Here is a 23,188-nt window from a genome sequence, read left to right on the forward strand (position 1 = left end):
TACGCTGCGCACCACCGGATACACGACAGAATAATGTCTATCGGTAATCGCCTATTTTTGATCAGCCAGAAAAGTGCGACCACCCACCATCTCTTTATTTAACAGCGGTCACGACATAGTCAGCGTTCTGCTTTGCAAACACAATCGTAACTTTCTGGTCAACCGCGAGCTTGTCGAACAAGCTCTTGTCTTTCACAACGAAACGCATGGTCATTGCTGGCCATTGCAAGCTTTTGACAGGTCCATGCGCCAGCGTCACCGTACCCTTCACAGGATCAACCGCCTTCACTGCGCCAGTCGCCTGGTGGCTCATTGCCTGGGGAGCCATGCCTTGGGCCATTTTGCCCATTTCCGCGCCCTTCATGTCCATACCTTTCATATCCATATCCTTCATGTCTCCGGATTGCGCGATGGCAAGACTGGATGCGGACAAAGCGATTATCAGGGACAGGGTTGCGGTAAATTTCATGATGAGTTCCTTGGTTGTTCAAGATTGTCAGATGTTATTGGTAAAAACTAATTGACGGTGTCAACTGTCTTCAAAAATGGATTCCTTGATGGGCGGCGCAATGCTTTCTGCACGAATCCGACGCCGGCGCAACAGCAGATACACGGCCGGGACCACGAACATCGACAGCAGCGGTGCGGTGATCATGCCGCCCACCATCGGTGCGGCGATGCGTTTCATCACTTCCGATCCGGTGCCGGTACCAACCATGATCGGCACCAGGCCAGCGATGATGACGGCCACCGTCATCGCCTTTGGCCGCACCCGCAGCACCGCACCTTCGCGAATCGCATCGAGCAGATCGGCTGCGCTGTTCTTGCCATCGGCCAGGCGCGCTTCCCACGCCTGTTTCAGGTACAGCAGCATGATCACGCCGAACTCGGCCGACACGCCTGCCAGTGCGATGAACCCCACGCCGCTGGCGACCGATAAATTGTGCCCGAGCAGCCACAGCAGCCAGATGCCGCCGGCCAGCGCAAACGGTAGCGTCGCCATGATCAGCACGGCTTCATCGAATCGTTTGAAAGTCAGATAGAGCAGCACGAAGATGATGAACAAGGTTGCCGGCACCACGATCTTCAACTTGGCGGAGGCGCGCTCCATATACTCGAACTGCCCGGACCACGAAATCGAGTAACCGGCTGGCAATTTCACTTTCTTGGTGACCGCCTGCTGCATGTCGTGCACTGCAGAACTTAGCGCACGCCCGCGGATATCGACATAGACGTAGCCGGTCAGACGCGCATTCTCGCTTTTTAACATGGGCGGACCGTCATTGATACGGATTGCAGCCACGTCGCCCAAGCGGATTTGCGCACCACGCTCGGTCAGCACCGATAATTGGCGCAGCTTCTCCACCGAATCACGCACCTCGCGCGGATAGCGCAGGTTGATCGGGAAGCGCTGCAGGCCCTCGACCGTCTCGCCGATGTTTTCGCCGCCGATCGCTGCCGATACGATGCTTTGCACGTCGGCGATATTCATCCCGTAACGTGCGGCCGCATCGCGGTCGATGTTCACATCGATATAACGTCCGCCATTGAGGCGCTCGGCCAGCGCTGACGAGACGCCCGGCACCTGCTTGACGACCCGCTCGATCTCGCCGGTGATGCGATCGATTTCTTGCAGGCTGGCGCCGGCGACCTTGACGCCGACCGGACTCTTGATGCCGGTCGCCAGCATGTCGATCCGGTTGCGAATCGGTGGCACCCAGATGTTGGACAATCCTGGCACCTTGACGATGCGATCCAACTCATCAACCAGTTTGTCCGGTGTCATGCCAGCGCGCCATTGGTTGCGTGGCTTGAACTGGATCGTGGTTTCGAACATCTCCAGCGGTGCAGGATCGGTTGCGCTTTCGGCACGGCCCGCTTTGCCGAACACGCTTTGCACCTCGGGCACGGTTTTAATCAGGCGGTCTGTCTGCTGCAGCAATTGCGATACTTTGCCGGCCGACAGACCAGGCAGCGCCGACGGCATATACAGCAAGTCGCCTTCGTCTATCGGCGGCATGAATTCCCCGCCGAGCCGCGACATCGGCCAAATCGTCACGACTGCAACCAGCGCTGCAAGCAATAAAGTTGCCTTTGGAAAACGCAGCACACTTTCGAGCAACGGACGGTACAGCGCGATCAGAGCGCGATTGAGCGGGTTCTTTTGTTCATCGGGAATACGACCGCGAATCAGATAGCCCATCAGTACCGGAATCAGCGTCACCGCCAAGCCAGCTGCCGCGGCCATCGCATAGGTCTTGGTAAAGGCCAGCGGAGAAAATAGCCGCCCTTCCTGTGCTTCCAGGGTGAACACCGGGATGAACGACAGCACGATGATCAACAAAGAGAAAAACAGCGCCGGTCCGACTTCGGCTGCCGCGTCGCCGATGATGCGCCAGTGATCATCTCCTTTCAGTTTTTCGCCGGGATGGGCATGGTTCCATGCCTCGATGTGCTTGTGGGCATTCTCGATCATCACCACCGCCGCATCGACCATGGCCCCGACCGCGATCGCAATCCCGCCCAGGGACAGGATGTTGGCATTGACCCCCTGGTAATACATGACGATGAACGCGATCAATATGCCAATCGGTAAGGTGACGATGGCGACCAGTGCAGAGCGCAAGTGGAACAGGAAGATCGCGCAGACAACGGCAACCACAATGAATTCCTCGATCAGCTTTTCTTTCAAGTTCGTCACCGCGCGCTTGATCAGGTTGGAGCGGTCGTAGGTCGGGACGATTTCGACGCCAGGCGGCAGACTTGCCTTCAGCTTTTCCAACTTGGTTTTTACTGCAGCTATGGTTTCCAGCGCATTCTTGCCGAAACGCATGATGATCACGCCGCCAGCGACTTCCCCCTCGCCATTCAGTTCAGCAATACCGCGCCGCATTTCCGGCCCCACCTGAATACGCGCAACGTCGCCCAACCGTACCGAGACGCCGGCATCGGTGGTCGATAACGGAATCTTGCGGAAATCATCCAGCGATTTCAGATAACCTGAAGCGCGCACCATATATTCGGCTTCGCCCAATTCCAGCAACGCACCGCCAGTTTCCTGATTGGCCTTCTGCACCGCCTCGATCACCTTGCCATGCGGGATGTTGTAGGCACGCATCTTGTCCGGATCGAGCACGATCTGGTATTGGCGCACCATGCCGCCGAGACTTGCCACTTCCGAGACATTTGGCACCGCCTTCAATTCATACTTGAGAAACCAGTCCTGCAGCGCCCGCAACTGCGACAAGTCCATCTTGCCACTGCGATCGACCAGCGCATATTCGTAGACCCAGCCGACGCCGGTTGCGTCTGGCCCGAGTGCAGTCCTGGCCTGCGGTGGCAGGCGCGATTGCACCTGATTCAAGTATTCGAGCACGCGCGAGCGCGCCCAGTACGGATCGGTGCCATCCTCGAACAAAATATAGACGTAGGAATCGCCGAAAAACGAGTAGCCACGCACCGTTTTCGCACCCGGTACCGACAACATGGTGGTTGTCAGCGGATAAGTGACCTGGTTCTCGACGATCTGCGGTGCCTGGCCCGGATAGCTGGTGCGGACGATGACTTGCACATCGGACAGGTCCGGAATCGCATCGAGCGGCGTGTGCGCCAGCGCCCAGATGCCCCAGGCGGTGATCATCAGCGTTGCCAACAGTACCAGAAAGCGGTTCGTGATTGAGCAGCGGATCAGTTTGGCGATCATTTGGTGGTTCCCGCCGACTTGGCTGGCATGGCAGGCATCTGCATTGTGCTGTCCATCTGCGGCACGGGCGCGGCAGCGCTCGGGGAAATGGTCGCGATTTCGAACCTGCCATCCTTGACCGGACGAATCTCGAACACGACGCTGTCGCCCACCGCGACGTCTTTGGGCAGGCCGCTCACCGGCACTTTAAAGCCCATGGTCATCGGCCCCCATTGCAAAGTCGGGATCGGGCCGTGCGAGATCGTGATCTCGTCCTTGTCAATTTTTTCCACCTTGCCTTCGCCGCGATGGGATGGCCCCACAGCCTGGTCGTTGTTCGGGGCCGGCATATCGCTCATACGGGTCGTGGTGCCTCTCAGACTTGCTTCGGAATCGATCAGGAACTGGCCGGACACGACCACTTTTTGCCCGGCTTCCAATCCTTTTCGAATCTCCGTCTGGCCGTTGGTTTCGGCTCCGATCACGACGTCGACCGGGATAAATTTGCCGTCTCCAAGCGCTGCCATCACGACGCTACGGGTGCCGGTCTGGATCACGGCCTCCGTTGGCACCAGCAGAACCTCCTTGCGAGGCGCAGAGGTAAAGTTGATGGTGGCAAACATGCCCGGCACCAGCTGGCCGGATGGATTGGCCAGTTCGACCCGCGCCTTCAGCGTGCGCGTGGCGGCGTTGACTTCGGGCAGGATCGCACTGACTTTGCCCTTGAATACGGTTCCTGGTAATGATGGTGTGCGGGCTTCGACCGTGTTGCCCGGTCGCACTTGTGCAGAAAGGTTTTCCGGCACGGCGGCATTGACCCAGATAGTGCTGAGTCCATTGATACGGAACAACGGGGCGCCGGCCATCACGGTCATGCCGTCGCGGACGATGAGCTCGGAAATGACGCCGCTAATCGGCGCAGTGATGGTGAGGCGAGGGTGCACCTTGCCACTCGATTCCACCGCGTGAATTTGACCATCAGTCATGCCCACCAACCGCATGCGTTGGCGCGCACCGCTCATTAATAACGACGCTAATGCAGCATCCGCGCCGCTGCCCTGCATGCGTTTGACTGACAGGTACTCTTCCTGTGCCGCCACCCACTCCGGCACATACAGTTCGACCAGCGCCTGACCCTTGCGTACTTGGTCGAGTGGCGCCCGCACATACAAGCGTTCGACAAAACCATTACTGCGCGCCTGTACCAGAGCCACATCGCGTTCGTTGTAGGCGACACTACCCACCGCGACCAGCGCCGATGTCAGCTCTCCCTTGGTGACTTCGGCGGTTCGGATGCCTAAATTCTGTTGCACACGCGCACTGATATTGACCTTGCCCAGATCGCCAGCATCACCCACGGCGTCCGCATAGACCGGCACCAGTTGCATATCCATGAATGGTGATTTGCCGGGCTGGTCGAACTTTTGTCCTGGAAGCATTGGATCTTGCCAATACAGCACTTTTTTGTCGGTGTTACCGGCTGTCTGTCCACTTGCCGCATTGGCTCCAGCCGGGTTTGTGATCGGGGCGGCCATTTGCATGCCATGATTCTTGCCGAGCCAATACATGCCATAACTAGTCGCGCTGATGGCAACTACCGCAGCGGCTGCGAAGATCATTTTCTTGTTTTTCATTGCATTTCCTGGTTCGTGTTCAGCGCTGCGTGCGTAGCCATCGCCTCAGTGGGAAAGAGAAAATTGATTTGCGCCCACAGACGGGCGGTGTTTGTCGCCAGTTGCAGCGCCTGGATGCGCACCTCGATTTGGTTGCTGCGTGCCGCAAGCACATCGACCAGACTGGCCTTGCCACCACGGTAAGCAGTTATCACTGCCTGCATACGCTGATGCGCCAGTGGAATCAGTTCGCGTTCATAGCGGGTGGAGCGCTCACGATCGTTGTCCCATTCGTTGATCATGGCGCGGGTCTCGGCGACGTAATTACGCAGCATTTCGTCGCGCTCGGCCTTCGCTTGTTCGACCAGCGCCAGTTTTGCAGACAGTTCCCGGTCCTGGCGATTTTTTTGATCCCACTGCAATGGAATCGAGACACCGACCGACACCATGTTGGCAAAAGAGGGGCCGCGCTGTTGGAACGCCAGTTCCACGCTCCAGTCGGATTTTTTGTTGGCTTGGGCGAGCTTCGCCTCCGTCGCTGCGATATCCTCTTTCATGTTGGATGCCGCAATTTGCGGAAGCTGGGCCAGCTGGGTATCGAGCCTGGCCGGATCAAGGCCGATGCTGTCGGTCGCAGGTTTGCCGGCCAGCGGCAAATCGGCGGCACTGCCGATCCAGCGTGCCAGCATGACTGTCGCATTACGGACGCGACGCGCGATTTCGCTGCTGCGGTCATCAAACGCCGCCAGTGCGCTGCGGGCGGCGAAGACCTCGGCCTGATTGCCGCGACCGGCACGATATGCGCTTTCGGCCGACTCAATTTCCAAACGGGCTTGTTCACCTTGCTCGGCAACCACTGCCGCCATCGCTTCCGCGTAATAACGATCGAGCCAGGCCAGCGCGGTATCGCGTTCGATTGCAGCCGTCGTCATGTGTTTCTCAGTGAAAGTTTTTTCTGCTTCGCGCTTGAAACGATCGGCGCGCAACTGGCGTTTGTCGGCGCGCGTAATTTCCTGCATCACGCCAATCCGGCGCATCGTCATGGGTTCGCTGGTCAAACTAAAACGGTCCGAGCCACTGAGCGGCAGATTGTCGATGCCTATCTTGAGCACGGGATCGGGCAATTGGCCGGCGGCGACTGCCATCTCGCGCGCAGCGGTGATGGCGAAATCCTGCGCAACCAGTTGATGCGAGCGTTCAATCGCGCGGCGCTGGGCATCGGCTAAAGTCAGTGAGTTCTCGGCAGCGAAAGCATTGGCGGAAAGCGCGAGCGCGCCTGCCAATGTGGCCAGGCTGATTTTTCGGGAAAACCGAACAACCGCAGTGCGCACCAGACAATGCGCAGTAAACAAGGGTAACGTCAAGGATAACGTCGGGGCTGACATGAAACCTCCAGATTGCAATGAACAACATCGTCCGCGCATGAAACGACATGCGCGACGCTGACGGACTAAGCGATCTGGAGAGTTAAATCCGGAAACAGCAATTGCGGATAGAGAGCGGGGGCGCGGTGATCCGCGTCAGTAGAAAGGAATCAGGTTGTCTGGCAATCGGGCTGTATGCAGGATTGGTGACATGGAATGCCAGCGGCAATGCCACTGCGATAAATGGCTGTACATCGGGAGGTGCCGTTTTGTCGAGAGACTGATTGCCCGCTTGAACGTGCGCGTGACACAGACTGGGCTGTTCCGCATCCATATCCGCGCACCCAGGCATGCCGCCACCAGCATCGGTGGACATCGTGACCGATTGGCTGACGGTGTCGATTTTGAGCTCAGGGCACGCATATCCCGCCACAGCAAGCTGCATGAACAGCATGCTGAGCAACGCGATGCACGCGGCGATAAAGCGGGATGGACGGGACAGTTTCATTAAATGCTTTGTTTTTCTTGAGTAACTTTTCTTGAGCAACAATAGGTTGTGACGGTGGTTCAGTCGGATTAACTAAAAACTCAAGAATTTATTACGGTAGTTGTTTCAATGCAGTAGTTGTGCCAATGGACGACAATTGTCCCACATATCGTATATCGCGAAAGTAAAAAAAAGTTAATGCGACAGGACCGATGTGATACGACACCACCACCACAGAGGAGTAAAAAATGACCGTTTGCACGAAATTAATTACACCCTCCTGATAGTCAGTTCTATTCAAGAATCAATTCTTAAACGGAGATTGCTGCAATGCCCAAAGTGACGGACAAGTTTCTATCGGCTTCTGTCATTCTGGTTCCTTGCCACATAGACGCGTATTTGCTGCAGATTGATGTCCTTCGGTGCAATCGTAGCCAAATCGAAGCTGCCCTCGCTACGCAAGGTGTAAAAATTCCAGGCAAACGATTTTCCGTCCACCACAAAATTAACCGAATCGCCACGCGTCACATTGATCCACTTAGTACTTGGAGTTAAGGTAATCTGACGTGTTGCCGCTTCAACTGGAATAGAGTTGCCATACGGCTCCACTGTATTTTTCATTGGGCTGCCCGATGCCGACAGAGGTAAATTGGCTCCCCAATTATCTTGTTTCTCTGCTTGTGCACTCACTGACATGGCAGCAAACAACATGCCCATGGTGAACATCGAAACGGTTTTACTCTTCAGGTTCAACATGATTGATTCCATTCCTTAAACTGGCACTTCAAAAACGCTGCTATAGCGACCGGTACGGTGCGTATCGATGGAGTGAAGTATAAGAAAGAGAAGGAAACGAGAACCTGACAACGAGGTTACAGTTTTGTAATCCATGCGCAATACGGTATCAGCGAGAATAGACCTATCTATTCGCTAATAAGGAGGCATTTCATGCATATTTTAGTGGTGGAAGATGAACCAAAGGCGGGTGACTATCTCCGTAAAGGACTTACTGAATCGGGTTTCGTGGTCGACCTGGCGCGCACCGGCCCGGATGGTTTGCAATGTGCCACCGCCGATGCCTACGACTTGATCGTGCTCGATGTGATGTTGCCGGGTATGGATGGCTGGCAAGTGGTGCAGGAGTTGCGCAAGGCACAGCAAACACAACAAACGCCGGTACTGTTTCTGACTGCGCGCGACGATGTGCAAGATCGGATCAAAGGTCTGGAATTGGGTGCCGATGATTATTTGGTAAAACCGTTTGCATTTGCCGAACTGGTGGCGCGCATTCGCACCTTGCTGCGGCGCGGCCCGATCCGTGAATCGGAGCGACTGGAAATTGCCGACATGGAAATCGATGTATTGAAGCGTCGCGTCACGCGTGGCGGTGCAAGGATTGATTTGACGCCGAAGGAATTTGCACTCCTGCATCTGTTGGCCAAACGCCAGGGGGAAGTCCTGTCACGCTCCCTGATTGCATCCCAGGTATGGGACATGAACTTTGACAGTGATACCAATGTGGTTGATGTCGCCGTGCGGCGTTTGCGCGCAAAAGTAGATGACGCCTATTCGCGCAAATTGATTCACACGCTACGTGGCATGGGATACGTGTTGGAAGCACGGGAGTGAAGCGATTTCGTTCAACTTCGCTGACCACGCGATTGGGGCTGCTGTTTGCGCTAATTGCAGCGCTGACGTTTGCCGGTGTCGGTACTTATTTATATCAATCGCTGGCGAGCCAGCTTGAATCCCACGACGATATCGAATTGCTGGGAAAAATTAGTTTAATGCGCCATTTTTTACTGGAAACGTTTTCAGTAAAGGAAATCCAGGACGATCCGCATCGATTCCTGGATGCTGCTGCCGGTCACAATGGATTAATCATCATTTTGAAATCGGCCGATGGAAAAATCCTTTTGCAAAATCATACCGATCACGGCGCATTGTCGACATTGCCTGTCACGCCGGCCAATCAGACGCCGGGCAAAGCGTCATTGGGCCGATGGACACTGAACTCAGGACTTTCTGCGCGCACGGTCTCTGCATGGGGATCATTGAATAATGCGCATGAGCAAGTGCAAATCATTGTTGCGCGGACCAATTCGGACCGAATGGCATTGCTTGAGACCTATCGCAACAAGGTGTTTGCAGCGGTTTTTTTCGGCGCACTGTTAGCGGCATTATTCGGATACATCATAGTGCGGCAAGGCTTGCGTGCGCTCCATGCGATTGCCAGGCAGGCACAATCGATCACTGCGCAACGCCTGGATATGCGACTCGACGTCACAGCCGCGCCGAATGAATTGCAAGTGCTGGTGCTGGCATTCAATGACATGCTGGATCGGCTGCATCGCAGTTTTCAGCGGCTGTCGCAATTTTCCGCTGATTTGGCACACGATTTACGTACGCCAATCAATAATCTGATGGTGCAAACCCAGGTGGCGCTATCGCAACCGCGCTCCACTGAGGATTACCAGTCTTTACTGGCCTCGAATCAGGAAGAGTATGAACGGCTGGCGCGCATGGTTGAAAACATGCTGTTTCTGGCGCGGGCCGATCATGCTAAATTCGTGCTGAATAAACAACGCTTAGACACTTCCAATGAGCTGCAGCGCATCGCCGATTACTTCGAAGGCGTTGCAGAAGATGCGCAGGTCCAACTAGCAGTGAATGCAAGTGGCACACTGGAGGCTGACCCGATCTTGTTTCGACGCGCTGTCAATAATCTGGTGGCAAATGCGCTCCGGTACACGCCCAAAGGAGGCGTGATTCGCCTGGCTACACAGCAAGCACAAGAGGGAATAGCTATTACCGTAACTAACCCGGGAATCGGCATCAAGCCCGAACATCTCCCCTTGTTATTCGACCGGTTTTATCGTGTCGATGACGCCCGCAGCGGTTCGACATCCTCCACCGGCTTAGGACTGGCTATTGTGCAATCCATCATGATGTTGCATGGCGGGCGGGCTGATGTAGAAAGTGCTGCGGACACAATGACGACGTTTCGGCTGCTGTTTCCATCGACTAGAAGTCATGGCGACCTGCGACATTCCTGATGTTGCGCATAGCGCATGTAAAACATTGTCCACGAAAGACACGAAAAGCACGAAAGAATGCATAAACCATCTTTCGACTGCGGCAGTACCGTAGGATGGGTGAAACCCATCTTGTGAATTCGATACGTGATGGGTTTCACCCATCCTACGGCAGTGCGTAACATCATCTGACCATGCAAATAAAATCACCCATTGACTCTTCAACCGGAAGGAAAAACATCATGTCAAAAGCAATTCGTATTAGTAAAACAGGCGGCCCGGAAGTGATGGAATACGTCGAAGTCGAGGTCGGCGCGCCCGGCCCCGGTGAAGCGCGGGTGCGCAATGTCGCCTGCGGCCTGAATTTCATCGATGTGTATTTTCGCACCGGGCTGTATCCGCAACCGCTGCCGGCCGGCCTGGGCATGGAAGGCGCTGGCGTGGTGGAAGCGGTCGGCGCGGGCGTCACCGATCTGAAGGCCGGCGACCGCGTCGCTTACGCCGGTCGGCCGATCGGCGCTTATGCCAAAGTGCGCCTGATGCCGGCGGCGGCGCTGGTCAAATTGCCGGACGCGATCAGCTTCGAGACTGCCGCTGCGATGATGCTGCAGGGTTTGACGGTGCAATACCTGTTTCGTCGCACCTTCCGGTTGCAGGGCGGCGAAACCATCCTGTTCCACGCCGCTGCCGGCGGCGTCGGCTTGATCGCTTGCCAGTGGGCGCGCGCGTTGGGCGTGACCATGATCGGCACCGTCGGTTCGGACGCCAAAGGCGCGCTGGCCAAGGCGCACGGCTGCACCCATGTAATCAATTACAACACCGAGAATTTCGTCAAGCGGGTCAAGGAAATCACCGGCGGCCAAGGCGTGCCGGTGGTCTACGACTCGATTGGCAACGATACTTTTTTCGGCTCGCTCGATTGCCTGTCGCCGCTGGGGATGATGGTCAGTTTCGGCAGCGCTTCGGGGCCGGTGCCGCCGTTTAGCCTGAATGAACTGGCGTCGCGCGGCTCGCTCTTCATCACGCGGCCGTCGCTGATGAGCTACACCGCCAAGCGGGAAGATTTGCTGGTGATGGCGTCAGAGCTATTTGGCATGGTCGAAAGCGGCAAGATAAAGATCGAGATCAATCAGCGCTACGCGCTCAAGGACGTGGCGCAGGCGCACATCGACCTGGAAGCGCGCAAGACCACCGGTTCCTCGATTCTGATTCCATGATGCCGGCAGCTTGCTGGTCGTGATAGAGGATTTTGCTCCCTCTCCCGCTTGCGGGAGAGGGCCGGGGAGAGGGCGCTCGCAATAAGCAAGGTGGCCAAAACAAGGTTCAACCTTGATTGCATTGCCACATAATACGGCCGGAATTTTTGCTAAGATCCTCTCCCTAACCCTCTCCCACAAGCGAATCGCATCGCGATTCGGGCACCAGGAAAAGCCATGCCGGGCGAGGGGACCAAACAGTCCTCACCTGGCAGGCTGAACAGTTCCGTTATTTTCAATAAATACGGGAGTATGTAATAAATAGCCATTAATACCGCATATTCTATATTCGGCATTAAAAAATACATGATTAAGTATATATTTCTATTCAGGCTGCCTTAAAGCCGGCTTGAGTCCAGTTCCCACAATCAATCCTTGATCGGGAGTTCGACCTGGCGCGCCACTCCGCTTTTGCCGGGAAAATCTACAAAGGCGCTGCGCATCATGTAGGGCATCACAGACGCCAGCGCGCTGTTGCGGCCTTCGCTGTTGACCGTTACGTCATACAGTTTCTTGCCGTCCCTGGCTTGCCTGATGCCGACATGCAATTGCCGGCGGTACAGCTGAAAATCGGATTGCTGATACACCACCACTGGCGGTCCGTACCAGAACGGGTCGTAAAAGGGATCGCCAAAGGGACTGTAAAAAGGATCGTAAAAACCACCGCGGCGGTGCCAGCGGGACCCGTAAAATCCACCGCCGTAGCCATCGACCAGCACCGGCTGGATCAGCCGCACATCGCGCACCTTGACGTCATACTCGAACGCAACCTGCAGTGCCGCTGTTTTGGAGTCGGCGGCATCGGTGAAACCAAGTCGCAGCAATTGCGTGCGCAACAGTCGCTGGTAAGACTGGTATTCCAGGTCGCCCTCCAGCGATTTTTCATGCTCGAACACAAACGATTTGTCCGGCAACTTGGCCGGCCAGGCGTGAAACACAGTGACATCGCTGCGGATGGTGGCGGCGCAACCGGTTAGCAATATGCTTATAGCCAGCAGTGCCAGACGTACATAATTTTTCATGACAGTTCCTTCTCATGGCAACGCGATCCAGACCGCAGCGTTATCTTTAAGATAGCTTTTTCAGCAGAAAAATCCAGACGGCGATGTAACAGAATGTTGCAGGGGCGTTGCGTAGATGTTGCGCAATATTCTGGCGGCCTTTCCTGACGCCTTTCCAGCTAAATTAAGCGGCGATTGGTAAAATGTCATTTTGCACCACTTCCATTGGATGATTTTCTTATGCGATCTAATACTCCCAATATGATTTTTCGCGCCGACTATACGGCGCCCGGTTACACAATCAGTACAGTGGAAATGGGTTTTGATCTTGACCCGCAATCAACCCGCGTTGCCACCCGCATCACGATGACGCGCAATCCCGCAGCGACCAGCAAAAATGTGGTGCTGTATGGCGAGACGCTGGAACTGCTGTCGCTGCGCATGAACGGAAAATTGCTGGGCAAGCGCGCCAAAGGCGGCTACACCATTTCCGGTGCGATTTTGCAGATTGCCGATGCTCCTGACGACATCATGCTGGAAATCGAAACCCTGATTCATCCGGACCAAAATACCACCATGATGGGACTGTATGTCTCGAACGGTAATTTCTTTACCCAATGCGAAGCCGAGGGATTTCGCAAGATTACCTACTTCCCGGATCGCCCGGACGTGATGGCGAAATACACAGTGATGCTGCGCGCCGACAAGAAAAAATATCCGGTTTTGCTGTCCAACGGCAATCTGGTGGAAGAGGGCGATCTGACCGATGGCCGCCACTATGCGAAGTGGGAAGATCCGTTCAAGAAACCGTCCTACCTGTTCGCGCTGGTGGCCGGCAAGCTGGTTTGTCAGGAAGAAAAATTCAAGCTCAAATCCGGTCGTAAAGCGTTGTTGCAAGTCTGGGTCGAGCCGGGCAATCTCGACAAAACCCAGCATGCGATGGCGTCCCTGAAAAACGCTATCCGTTGGGACCAACAGCGCTTCGGCCTGGAGCTGGATCTGGACCGGTTCATGATCGTCGCCGTGGGTGACTTCAACATGGGCGCGATGGAAAACAAGGGTTTAAATATTTTCAATACCAAGTACGTACTTGCCAATCCATCGATAGCCACCGATGCCGATTACGCGAATATCGAATCGGTGGTCGGCCATGAATATTTCCATAACTGGACCGGCAACCGCGTCACCTGCCGCGACTGGTTTCAGTTGTCGTTGAAAGAAGGCTTGACGGTGTTCCGCGATCAGGAATTCTCGGCCGATATGATCGGCTCCGACAGTGGCCGGGCGGTCAAGCGCATCGAGGATGTGCGGACCTTGCGCCAGGTGCAGTTTTCCGAAGATGCCGGCCCGATGGCGCATCCGGTGCGGCCTGACAGTTATGTCGAAATCAATAATTTCTACACTGTCACGATTTACGAAAAAGGCGCGGAAGTGGTGCGCATGTACCAGACGCTATTGGGACGCGATGGTTTTCGCAAAGGGATGGATTTGTATTTCGAGCGGCACGATGGTCAGGCCGTCTCGTGCAACGATTTCCGCGCTGCGATGGCTGACGCCAACCGGCGCGATCTGAGTCAGTTCGAGCGCTGGTATAGCCAGGCCGGCACCCCGCGCGTGAAGGTGCAGACCAAGTTTGACGCCAACGCGCACACCTATGAAGTGACGCTGGCGCAATCCTGCCCGGGCACGCCCTTTGATGACAAGAAGCAGCCGTTCCACATCCCGTTTGCAATCGGCTTGCTCGACGCCAGCGGCCGCGACATGCCGCTGTATCTGGAAACCATGCAGAAAAAAGGGCAGGCGCCGGCAGCCAATGACCAAACCTGCCAGGCCGGCCAAACCACCTGCGTTCTGGAATTCACCAAGACCCGCCAAACCTTCCGTTTTACACAGGTCAGTGAAGCGCCGACGCCATCGTTGCTGCGTAATTTCTCAGCGCCGGTAATGCTCGATTACGCCTATTTGGATCAGGAACTGGCGCACTTGCTGGCGTTTGATAGCGATCCGTTCAACCGCTGGGAAGCCGGCCAACGCCTGGCAATGCAGCGCTTGCTTGCACTGACTGCAACGCTGCAAGCCGCCGCCGAGCCAGCGCAAGCGGTGCTGGAACTGGACGGCTTGTTTATAGAAGCCATGCGCGCCACGCTCAACGACGCGTCGCTCGATCCGGCCTTCCGCGAACTGGTGTTGACATTGCCGTCGGAATCCATGCTGGCCGAACAGTGCGCGGTGGTCGATCCGCAAGCGATTCATGCCGCCCGCCGCTTCATGCGCAACACGCTGGCGCTGGCGCTCAAGGCGGATTTTCTCGCCATTTACGAAGATCATCTCGGCAGCGTGAAATACAGCCCCGATGCCAACTCTGCCGGCAAACGCGCACTGAAAAATCTGGCATTGTCGTACCTGCTGGACTGGAATGATGACAGCGCGTTGCAACTGGCGCACGCGCAGGACGCCGCCGATAACATGACCGATCGGATGGCCGCCTTGGTCGGCCTGGTCAACTCCGGCAGCAAGAGCGCAACCAAGCCGGTGCAGCGCTTTTACCGGGATTTCAAGAAAGAAGCGCTGGTGGTCGACAAGTGGTTCAGCCTGCAAGCCACAGCGCGCACCACCGATGTGGCAACGGTGCGTAAGCTGATGGCGCACCCTGCATTTACCATCGCTAATCCGAACCGCGCACGCAGCCTGATTTTCAGTTTCTGCAACGGCAATCCGGCGCAATTCCATGCGAAAGACGGCAGCGGCTACGCATTCTGGGCCGAACAAGTGATCGCGCTCAATGCGATCAATCCGCAAGTCGCTGCGCGCCTGGCCCGCACGCTGGACCACTGGAAGAAATACCAGCCTGCGCTGCAAGTGCAGATGCAGGCTGCGCTGCAAAAAGTCGCGAAATCGAAAAAACTGTCGAAGGACGTGGCGGAAGTCGTGTCGAAGGCGCTGGCGGTTTGATAGATAACTGACCACGAAAGACACGAAAATAGTGCGTTAGTCCAATCTACTTTCTTGCAACTTTTTTATGCTTTTCGTGTCTTTCGTGCATCACGTTTTTCTCCATAATGAACGTGCGTAACATCTGTAAATAATTAAAAAGGAAATTAATGAAACGCATCAGCTTGACCCAATACCTGGTTGAGGAACAACGCCAGCACAACACCATCCCGGCCGAATTACGGCTCTTGATCGAAGTCGTCGCACGGGCCTGCAAGACCATCAGCCACGCAGTCGGCAAAGGCGCTTTAGGCGAAGTCATGGGCAGCGCCGAAACGGAAAACGTACAGGGCGAAGTGCAGAAAAAGCTCGACATCATTTCCAACGATATTCTGCTCGAAGCCAATGAATGGGGTGGCCATCTGGCGGCGATGGCGTCGGAAGAAATGGAAACCATCCACCTGATTCCAAACCGCTATCCGAAGGGCGAATATTTGCTGTTGTTCGATCCGCTCGACGGCTCTTCCAACATTGATGTCAATGTCTCAATCGGCACCATTTTCTCGGTACTGAAAGCGCCGGAAGGCATGGGCGTACCGACCGAACAGGATTTCTTGCAACCCGGCAGCAAGCAAGTCGCCGCCGGTTATGCGGTGTACGGCCCGCAAACTGTGCTGGTGCTAACCACTGGCAACGGCGTCAACTGCTTCACGCTGGATCGCGAGATGGGTTCATGGGTGCTGACCCAGCGCAATATGCAAATTCCGGTGGAAACGCGGGAATTCGCCATCAACGCTTCCAACGCACGGCACTGGCATACGCCGGTCACGCGTTATGTGAACGAATTGCTGGCTGGCGAGGACGGTGTGCGCGGCAGTAATTTCAACATGCGCTGGATCGCCTCAATGGTGGCCGATGTCCATCGCATTCTTAGTCGCGGTGGCGTTTTCATGTATCCGGCCGACAAACGCGAACCGGAAAAACCGGGCAAGTTGCGCTTGATGTATGAAGCCAATCCGATGGCTTTCCTCGTCGAGCAAGCAGGCGGCTCTGCCACCAACGGCGCCCAGCGCATTCTGGATATTCAGCCGGAAAAACTGCACCAGCGGGTTCCGGTTTTCCTCGGTTCGAAAAGCGAAGTGGAACGGGTCACTGCGTATCATCAGGAATAAATGTAGATATTGGCAGTATTTTTAAGTAGCGCATATTCTATATGCGTAAATGGCAGTGTATTTAACTATACTCTGCCATTTTTTAATTTTGTCGTAGAACGGGTGAAGCCCATCATTTTCAATCGCTACCAAAACAAATGATGGGTTTCACCCATCCTACTTGCCCGTAGGTGCGAATTTATTCGCATCAGCTCGTATTAAATCGTTCAGAGTGCGAATAAATTCGCACCTACGGCATTTTTTCACTCCAGTTCAATCAAACGCCCATCGACGGTAATTAACGCCGATTTCAGGGTTTTGCCGCCAAACACCAGCGCGCCTGCAGCGCGGTAACCGGCCAGTTGCTCTTGATAATCGGCATGTTCGCTGTCGAGATAATTGCGCTTGTAATCGAGAATCCAGACTTCTTCCTCAAAGACCACCACGCGATCCAGTCGGAGCAAGTGTGCGCCATGCAGGATTTCCATTTCGTTGCGGGCGCTGTGATGTTGCGACGGATCGAAAAAATGTTCCAGATGGGTTTGCGACAGGATGGTGTCGGCGTGGGCGCGGATGGTTTCCGCCAGCGCCGCGGAGCAACGCAGCCAGTCGGCGATGGTGTTTGCAGTCGGGATGGCGATGGGCCAGATGGCCGCGTGGGTCAGGCGTTCCAGCAATGCGTGCAGCGCGATCCCTTCGGCGATGGCATCCCCCGTGGCTTTGTCGTCGGCCGGTTGTGCGCTGACGGGCGCGGGCAGCAGCGGCGGATTGTAGATCTGCAGCGTGAAGCTGTCGGCGGCAACCTGACTCGGCGCGGGTTCTTCCCAGTCTGCTGCAACATCGGCAACATCGGCAACATCGGCAGGAATGTACGGCGCGTTTTGCAGCCGGTGGTACCAACTATCGACGGCGCTGCCATCGGGTTGCGGGTTTTTCGCGCTGGCGACGCCGCTGACGATCAGGATCTGTTTGGCGCGGGTGGCGGCGACGTAGAGCAGATTCCAGTCTTCCTGTTGCTTGAAGTTTTCTTCCGCGGCGAACAACGGGTCGCGTGCCGCGCCGCGTTCGCTCTGGCGGCCGAAGACCGAGAAGTGGGTCGGGGCTGCAGAATCTTGCGGCCAGTCGCACAGCACGCCAATATCGTCGCGTGCCGGTTCGCTGTGGTTGGCGTCGAGCAAAATCACGATCGGCGCTTCCAGCCCTTTGGCGCTGTGGATGGTCATGATGCGCACGGCGTCCAGCGCAGCATCGATACCGGCTTCGTCGGGAGAATCGTTGCCGGCATTATTTTGCAAAGTGCGTAGCGCATCGATAAATTTCGGCAAGCTTGGATAGCGGCCTGCATCGAGATTCAGAGACAGTTCGATGAAGGCTTCAATATTGCCGATCACCTGGTTGCGCACCAGCGGCTGTGCGGCTTGCGCAGTGCGGGTGATCAATTCGCCCTGATGCAGGATGACGTCGAGCAAGTCGTGTACCGGCAATTGCGGCGCGACGTGCAACCAGTGCGCCAGCAAGCGTTCGGCGCGCATTAGCAGCTCCGATGTTCCGGCGCTTGCAAGCGCTTGCAAGCGATTCCACCAACTCTGTTCGGCGCGTTGTGCCAGCGCAATCAGGTCGGCATCCTCCGCATCGAATAACGGCGACTTCAATACGTGCGCCAGCGCCAGATCGTCGCCGGGCGTGATCAGGAAATTCAGCAGCGCAATCAGATCGAGGATTTCCAGAGCGCTTAATAAGCCGCCGCGACGGTCGGATGCGAATGGAATCCCGGCAGCGCGCAACGCGCCTTCGTAAGCGCCGAGATGGGTACGTTTTTTGACCAGCAGCATGACGTCGGACCAGCGCACCGGCGCATCTGTCTGTGTGCTCAGGAGGTGTTTGGCGCGCAGAATTGCTTGCGCCACCGCATGCCCTTCGTCGCGCCGGCGCGCATCTTCTTCTTCATCGCGTGGCGTGGTGAACGGGTCGCGGATCATGACTTCATCAACTGCCACGGATTTTTCACTGGCAACGCGCTGGATCAGCGGCAAACGCCAGACCACGCCGGATTGCGCCGCCAGCGTGGTTTGCGGCCTGAAAATCGGATTGTGTGTGAAGCTGGTATTGAGCGCCGCGACGATGGTGGCGGCATTGCGCCGGGTCTGGTTGGTGCGCAGCAGCGCCGCGCCTTGTGCCGCCAAGTGCGCGCTGGCGGCTTGAAAGACGCGCGGTTCGGCACGGCGGAAACGGTAAATCGATTGCTTGGGGTCGCCGACGATGAAGATGCCGGGTTTGCTCTCGTCGTCGCCATTTTCACTGTAGGCATTCAGCCAGCCTTGCACGATGTGCCATTGCAGCGGGTTGGTATCTTGAAATTCGTCCAGCAGGATTTGCTTGTAACGCGCATCGAGCCGGCTTTGCAAATACGCTGCGTGTTCTTCGTTGGAAAGCAGTCGATAGGCTTGCCATTCCAGATCGGCGAAATCGAAAACGCGCCGTTCGGCTTTGATCGCTTGATAGCGTTCCAGATACGCGCTGCCGGCGGTAAATAGCGCGGCGTTAATGGCAAGTACGTGCGGCTCGAAACTGCGGCGCTGCAACTGTAATAGCGCAGTACTTAAGCTGATAAATTCGCGTTCGAATGTTTCACCGCTGTTTTCTCCCAGATTGGTTTCGATCACCTTGAACAATTGCCCGCGACGATGATCGTTGCCGCGTGGTGCGCCTTTGTCGTCGCAGAACTGGTTGAGCAATTGGGCGAAATTATCCAGACTGGCGCCGGCAGTCAGCGCGCTTTCGATGTTGCGTGCGCGCTCTTGATTGCGCTTTGTCGCTTGCCCCAGCAGCCATGCGATGTTCAGCAAACGTTTGTTTAATGCTGCGTCATTCCATAATGTTAGCCGTGCATCATGCTCGGCATCATTGCCGCAAAGTGCACGCAGCCATTCCAGTGGCAGCGGCTTTTGCGATGGGTCTTGCTGTTGTGTGCTGGCCCACCATTCCGCGCGTTTGCTGATGAAGGCGTCCAGCAATTTTTTGGTATTGAAGTCGCCGATGCTGTCGTACAAAACCAGTAGCGCCGCCTTCAGTTCGGCATTGCCGTCATCGTTGACCGATTGCATGAAGGTGCTGTACGCCTCGGACAGCAATGCGCCGGTGGCGTCGGTCAGCGTGTAGCCGTGCGGCACGCCGGACGCCAGCGGCGCAATCTGGATCAGCTTTGCAAACCAGCTATGGAAGGTGTCAATCGACAGCGCTTGCGGGCTGGACAATACGCGTTCATACAGATCGCGCGCGGCCGGGATTGCTTGCTCTGCTTCTTGCGGCGACAAGCCGCGTTCCTCCAGCAGTGTGCGTACCGCAGTTTCTGGCAGTAAGGCTAAATCGCGCAACAGCGACAGCAAGCGTTCGCGCATTTCCTGCGCGGCCTTGCGGGTGAACGTAATGGCCAGCAATTCGGCCGGTTCGGTACCGGCGAGCAGCAGGCGCAACATGCGCGCCACTAGCAGCCAGGTTTTTCCGCTGCCGGCACAAGCTTCTACCACCACCGATTGCCGCGGGTCGCAGGCGCTGGTGATAAATGCTTCCGCGTTGACAGGGCGTTGATTGATTTCGTAGGCGTGCGGGCTTGCTTCCGGATTTGCGCTCGGATTAATGTCTACATCCCTATTTTCGATATCTTCCATTACCAAGCTCCCTTGCGGCACAGGCCGCGCACATCGCAATATTGGCAGACGGATTCGACACCGTTGGCCGGCATTGGCGCGTCATCCGCTATCGCTTGCATATGGATCGTGATGTGTTGTTCCAGTGCGGTTTGCCAAGCGGCGTAATCGGGGGCGATTGCTGCGCCGGTTTTGCCTTTGTTCGCTTCCAGCGCGACGTACTGCGCACTGGCAACCGGCGCGTCGGACAATATGCCGTAGAACGGCAATTGCAGATCTTCGCCGTTTTTTAATTTGGCTTTCAGGATGGAGGCTTCGCTGGTTTTGTAATCGAGCACTATGCGTTCGCCATCTTCGGTTTCGTCGATGCGGTCGATGCGGCCTTGCAGCAGTATTTCGCCCTGCGTTTCACCTTGCTGCCACGATACGATTTTCTCGAACCATTGTTCGCCGATTACGAAATTCCAGCCTTCGGCTTCGTGCGCGTTGGCCCATTCGAGATACGCGGGAATCACCTTTTGCCAGCGGACGGTATACCCGAGCGCGGCGGCATTTTTGCCGAGAATGGTGTCGAATGCTTGCGCCGAAATGCTGCGCAGTAAACTTTCCCGTTCAGGTAGTGGGCAACCCTGGTCGCGCAGGGTGTCGTGATAGGTTTTCAGAATCGCATGCAGCCAGCCGCCGTAATCGCGTTTTTCCGGCATATCGGACAATTCATCGAGTGCGTTGAGGCGCAAGATGCGCGCCGCAAAGAATTGGTAAGGGCAGGCCAGCAAGCTGTTGTAGCCGCTGGCGGACAATTTTTGCGGCGTGAGTTGCGATGCTTTTGGTGCCGGCATGCTTGGCAGTGCTGGCAGCAATTGTTGGGTCGACAGTGCGCTCTGGTGTATCGGCAACGGTGCTTTATTGTGCCGTGTCAGCGTCAATTGTAGCCGTTCGATCCAGGCGCTGACTGCATTTGGTTCGCCGTCCTTGTGTGCTTGCCACGTCAGGACTACTTCCGGATTGGCGCTGAGTAATTCGGTAAAGTCGCGCAATTGCTGGCGCTGGCGGCTTTCGCGGGTTTCCAGCCCGAGTTCGCGCCGCACTGCATTGGCGAAAAACAGGGTTTCCTGCGGTTGCGAAGGCAAATGCTTGGCGTCGGCACCCACCAATAACACCGCATCGAAGCTGCGCAGGCGCGCGCCGTTGAGCGGCAGCATCACGACTCTGTTATCGGGATTGGGTGCCACGAAGGGCGCCGCTTCGAGCTGCATGTTGAGGAAGGCGCGCCACTCGGAAAACGCAAAGGTTTCAGTCAGCGCAGCGCATTCTTTCTGAAGCGATTCCAGCACGGTTAATACCTGTTGACCGGCAGCGTCAGCCGCTAACGCAGTGTGCATGTCGAGCGCAGCCAGCATGTCGCCAGTGGCGTCGAGCCACGCGGCCAGTGTCTTGCGGCCATTGAATGTGGCGGCTTGTTTTGCAATGCGGCGCACGCTGATTTGTTCGGCAGGACTGCTCGCCAGAACTGCATTGGCAGCATCCCAGCCGCCCAGCACATTGGCGCGCCGCAGCGTGCGCTCGATGGTCATCAATTGCGTGGGTTTGTCTGGCAGCGGCGCAAATACATAAGGCGATTTCAAAAAATCCAGCAAAGCCACTGTTTCTGCCCGTGACGACACGACTTCGAACCAGGCTGCCAATGCCGCTGCAGCGCGGGTGGTGGACAGCTTCCAGCCGGTTTCATCGCTGACGCAGACTTGCGCCCGTTCCAGCAAGGCCCGAATGCGCCGTGCCACAACGCGGTCTTGCGCCACGATGGCAAGACGGGATTTGCCTTCCTGCAGCCAGTCCACGATGGTTTGGGCTGCGTGCAAGGCTTCGTCTTCCAGGCTGCTGGCACCGTAAAGGGATAAGTGCGGGCATCCGGTGCTTTCCGGCGCATCAAATATACTGGTGATGCTGGCATCGTTTTCCGCATGTATTTCATGCCAAGCCGATGCATACTCCTTATTTATTCCGAATTCTCTCCAATCGAGATAGAGTTGCAAGACCGGCTGGCGCGCAGCGTAAGCGCTCAAGAATGTTGCTTCCTGCGGATTAGGTGCAACCGGACTGATCCAGACCAAAGGCCCGCGCGCCTGCGCCGCAAAACGCAGCAGCTGCAGCATGCGGGCGGCGCTGGCATCGTTTTGTGCCAGCTGGCTCTTCCAGATAGTCCACACCAGTTGGGTTTCATCCGACAACAGCTGGCGTGCCGGGGGCGACAGTTCGGCCAGCGCCGCTTGCCAGCTTTGTTCCAGGGCGTCCGGCGCAGTTTCAGCCGCAAGCTGGAGCGCCGGCAGCAGCGCTTGCGTAAGTTCATCCGACAGCGACAGCAAGGTGTGCGCCAAGGGCAGCAGGTCGGTATTGCGTTTGGCGGTGAACAATTTTTTCAGCCACGCATGCTGGCGCAGTCCGCCATACAGCGTCATCAGGCGTTCGCTGTCGTGTGCAATCGCAGGGTCGGAATCCTGCGGCGTCAATAATTCAAGCCAGGTGGTCGGCGTCGTGATGCGCGGCGGGATGAATGCGCATTGCAGAGCATGCGCCAGCGCGGTCCTGAGTTGCAGCGCATGGCCGTAGGTTGGCACCATCACGCACAAATCAGACATGTCGAGAGATTGCGAGCCATTCTGCGGCGGCAGCAGTGCGCTTTCTGTCAGTCGCTGCAGCAGCGTGCGCGCCGCGTGGCTCCAGAAATGGGCGGAAGGAGGGATCAGAATAGGCTGGAGTGACATGTGGTCCGGGCTGATGGAAGCGGAAAGAGAGGGAAGAATTTTGCGTGAAAAACCACGTTAATGATGTATTTTATGCGAGCGCCGTAGACGCCTGCGGATAAAATCGCAGCGCCGCACGACATTTCGCACCAAAATAGGTTATGATTTCAAACATCCCCGCCGCAGTATTCCTTGCCACACATTTCAAAAACATTGAATTTAAGCACAACGAATCAACTTCATTGATGTAACAATGAAAGCGTTGTCGGCAGGTTGGGGG

At 56.2% G+C, this 23,188-nt stretch carries 14 protein-coding genes; 5 read left to right on the forward strand and 9 right to left on the reverse strand.

What is annotated here, in order from left to right; genetic code table 11:
* Window positions 1–94: 94 nt before the first annotated feature.
* The 6 genes from KGFNPO_RS02305 to KGFNPO_RS02330 all read right to left on the reverse strand — a co-directional run bounded on the left by KGFNPO_RS02305 (window position 95) and on the right by KGFNPO_RS02330 (window position 7,902).
* A complete protein-coding gene (locus KGFNPO_RS02305; protein WP_472632918.1) occupies window positions 95–469 on the reverse strand; it encodes a copper-binding protein in 375 nt (124 codons plus the stop codon).
* A gap of 60 nt (window positions 470–529) precedes the next feature.
* The gene (locus tag KGFNPO_RS02310; RefSeq protein ID WP_472632919.1) at window positions 530–3,703 is read right to left on the reverse strand and encodes an efflux RND transporter permease subunit; all 3,174 of its coding nucleotides are present in this window, start codon (window positions 3,701–3,703) and stop codon (window positions 530–532) included.
* On the reverse strand, window positions 3,700–5,316 hold the full coding sequence (locus KGFNPO_RS02315) for an efflux RND transporter periplasmic adaptor subunit (protein ID WP_472632920.1): 1,617 nt from the start codon (window positions 5,314–5,316) through the stop codon (window positions 3,700–3,702). The genes KGFNPO_RS02310 and KGFNPO_RS02315 overlap by 4 nt, the downstream gene beginning before the upstream one ends.
* Window positions 5,313–6,680, reverse strand: a complete 1,368-nt coding sequence (locus tag KGFNPO_RS02320; protein ID WP_472632921.1) for a TolC family protein — start codon at window positions 6,678–6,680, stop codon at window positions 5,313–5,315. Before KGFNPO_RS02320 ends, KGFNPO_RS02315 begins: the two co-directional genes overlap by 4 nt.
* An 82-nt stretch (window positions 6,681–6,762) precedes the next feature.
* Window positions 6,763–7,209, reverse strand: coding sequence for a hypothetical protein (locus KGFNPO_RS02325; protein WP_472632922.1), 447 nt, complete (start codon window positions 7,207–7,209; stop codon window positions 6,763–6,765).
* 291 nt (window positions 7,210–7,500) lie between these two features.
* Window positions 7,501–7,902, reverse strand: a complete 402-nt coding sequence (locus KGFNPO_RS02330) for a CzcE family metal-binding protein (RefSeq protein ID WP_472632923.1) — start codon at window positions 7,900–7,902, stop codon at window positions 7,501–7,503.
* Between the two features lie 192 nt (window positions 7,903–8,094).
* On the opposite strand from KGFNPO_RS02330, the gene KGFNPO_RS02335 reads away from it, so the two are divergent.
* From KGFNPO_RS02335 to KGFNPO_RS02345, 3 genes are all read left to right on the forward strand, one after another.
* Window positions 8,095–8,775, forward strand: a complete 681-nt coding sequence (locus KGFNPO_RS02335; protein WP_472632924.1) for a heavy metal response regulator transcription factor — start codon at window positions 8,095–8,097, stop codon at window positions 8,773–8,775.
* Entirely contained in the window at window positions 8,772–10,202 is a 1,431-nt protein-coding gene (locus KGFNPO_RS02340) for a heavy metal sensor histidine kinase (protein WP_472632925.1), read from the forward strand. The genes KGFNPO_RS02335 and KGFNPO_RS02340 overlap by 4 nt, the downstream gene beginning before the upstream one ends.
* 221 nt (window positions 10,203–10,423) lie before the next feature.
* On the forward strand, window positions 10,424–11,398 hold the full coding sequence (locus KGFNPO_RS02345) for a quinone oxidoreductase family protein (protein ID WP_472632926.1): 975 nt from the start codon (window positions 10,424–10,426) through the stop codon (window positions 11,396–11,398).
* Window positions 11,399–11,805: 407 nt separating this feature from the next.
* Here the strand turns inward: KGFNPO_RS02345 and KGFNPO_RS02350 are convergent, their stop codons facing one another.
* Window positions 11,806–12,459: a DUF4136 domain-containing protein gene (locus KGFNPO_RS02350; protein WP_472632927.1), complete on the reverse strand. Its 654-nt coding sequence runs from the start codon at window positions 12,457–12,459 to the stop codon at window positions 11,806–11,808.
* 219 nt (window positions 12,460–12,678) lie between these two features.
* Here KGFNPO_RS02350 and pepN point away from each other — a divergent pair, with 219 nt between their 5' ends.
* Together pepN and KGFNPO_RS02360 are read left to right on the forward strand one after the other, a co-directional pair.
* Window positions 12,679–15,390, forward strand: a complete 2,712-nt coding sequence (pepN, locus tag KGFNPO_RS02355; protein ID WP_472632928.1) for an aminopeptidase N — start codon at window positions 12,679–12,681, stop codon at window positions 15,388–15,390.
* Window positions 15,391–15,539: 149 nt separating this feature from the next.
* The gene (locus KGFNPO_RS02360; protein ID WP_472632929.1) at window positions 15,540–16,541 is read left to right on the forward strand and encodes a class 1 fructose-bisphosphatase; all 1,002 of its coding nucleotides are present in this window, start codon (window positions 15,540–15,542) and stop codon (window positions 16,539–16,541) included.
* Window positions 16,542–16,783: 242 nt separating this feature from the next.
* On the opposite strand, the gene KGFNPO_RS02365 is transcribed toward KGFNPO_RS02360, so the two are convergent.
* Together KGFNPO_RS02365 and KGFNPO_RS02370 are read right to left on the reverse strand one after the other, a co-directional pair.
* On the reverse strand, window positions 16,784–20,188 hold the full coding sequence (locus KGFNPO_RS02365; RefSeq protein WP_472632930.1) for a UvrD-helicase domain-containing protein: 3,405 nt from the start codon (window positions 20,186–20,188) through the stop codon (window positions 16,784–16,786).
* Window positions 20,188–22,929, reverse strand: a complete 2,742-nt coding sequence (locus tag KGFNPO_RS02370) for a PD-(D/E)XK nuclease family protein (RefSeq protein ID WP_472632931.1) — start codon at window positions 22,927–22,929, stop codon at window positions 20,188–20,190. The genes KGFNPO_RS02365 and KGFNPO_RS02370 overlap by 1 nt, the downstream gene beginning before the upstream one ends.
* Window positions 22,930–23,188: the final 259 nt, after the last annotated feature.

This window comes from Gelidimonas diazotrophica, assembly GCF_055694025.1.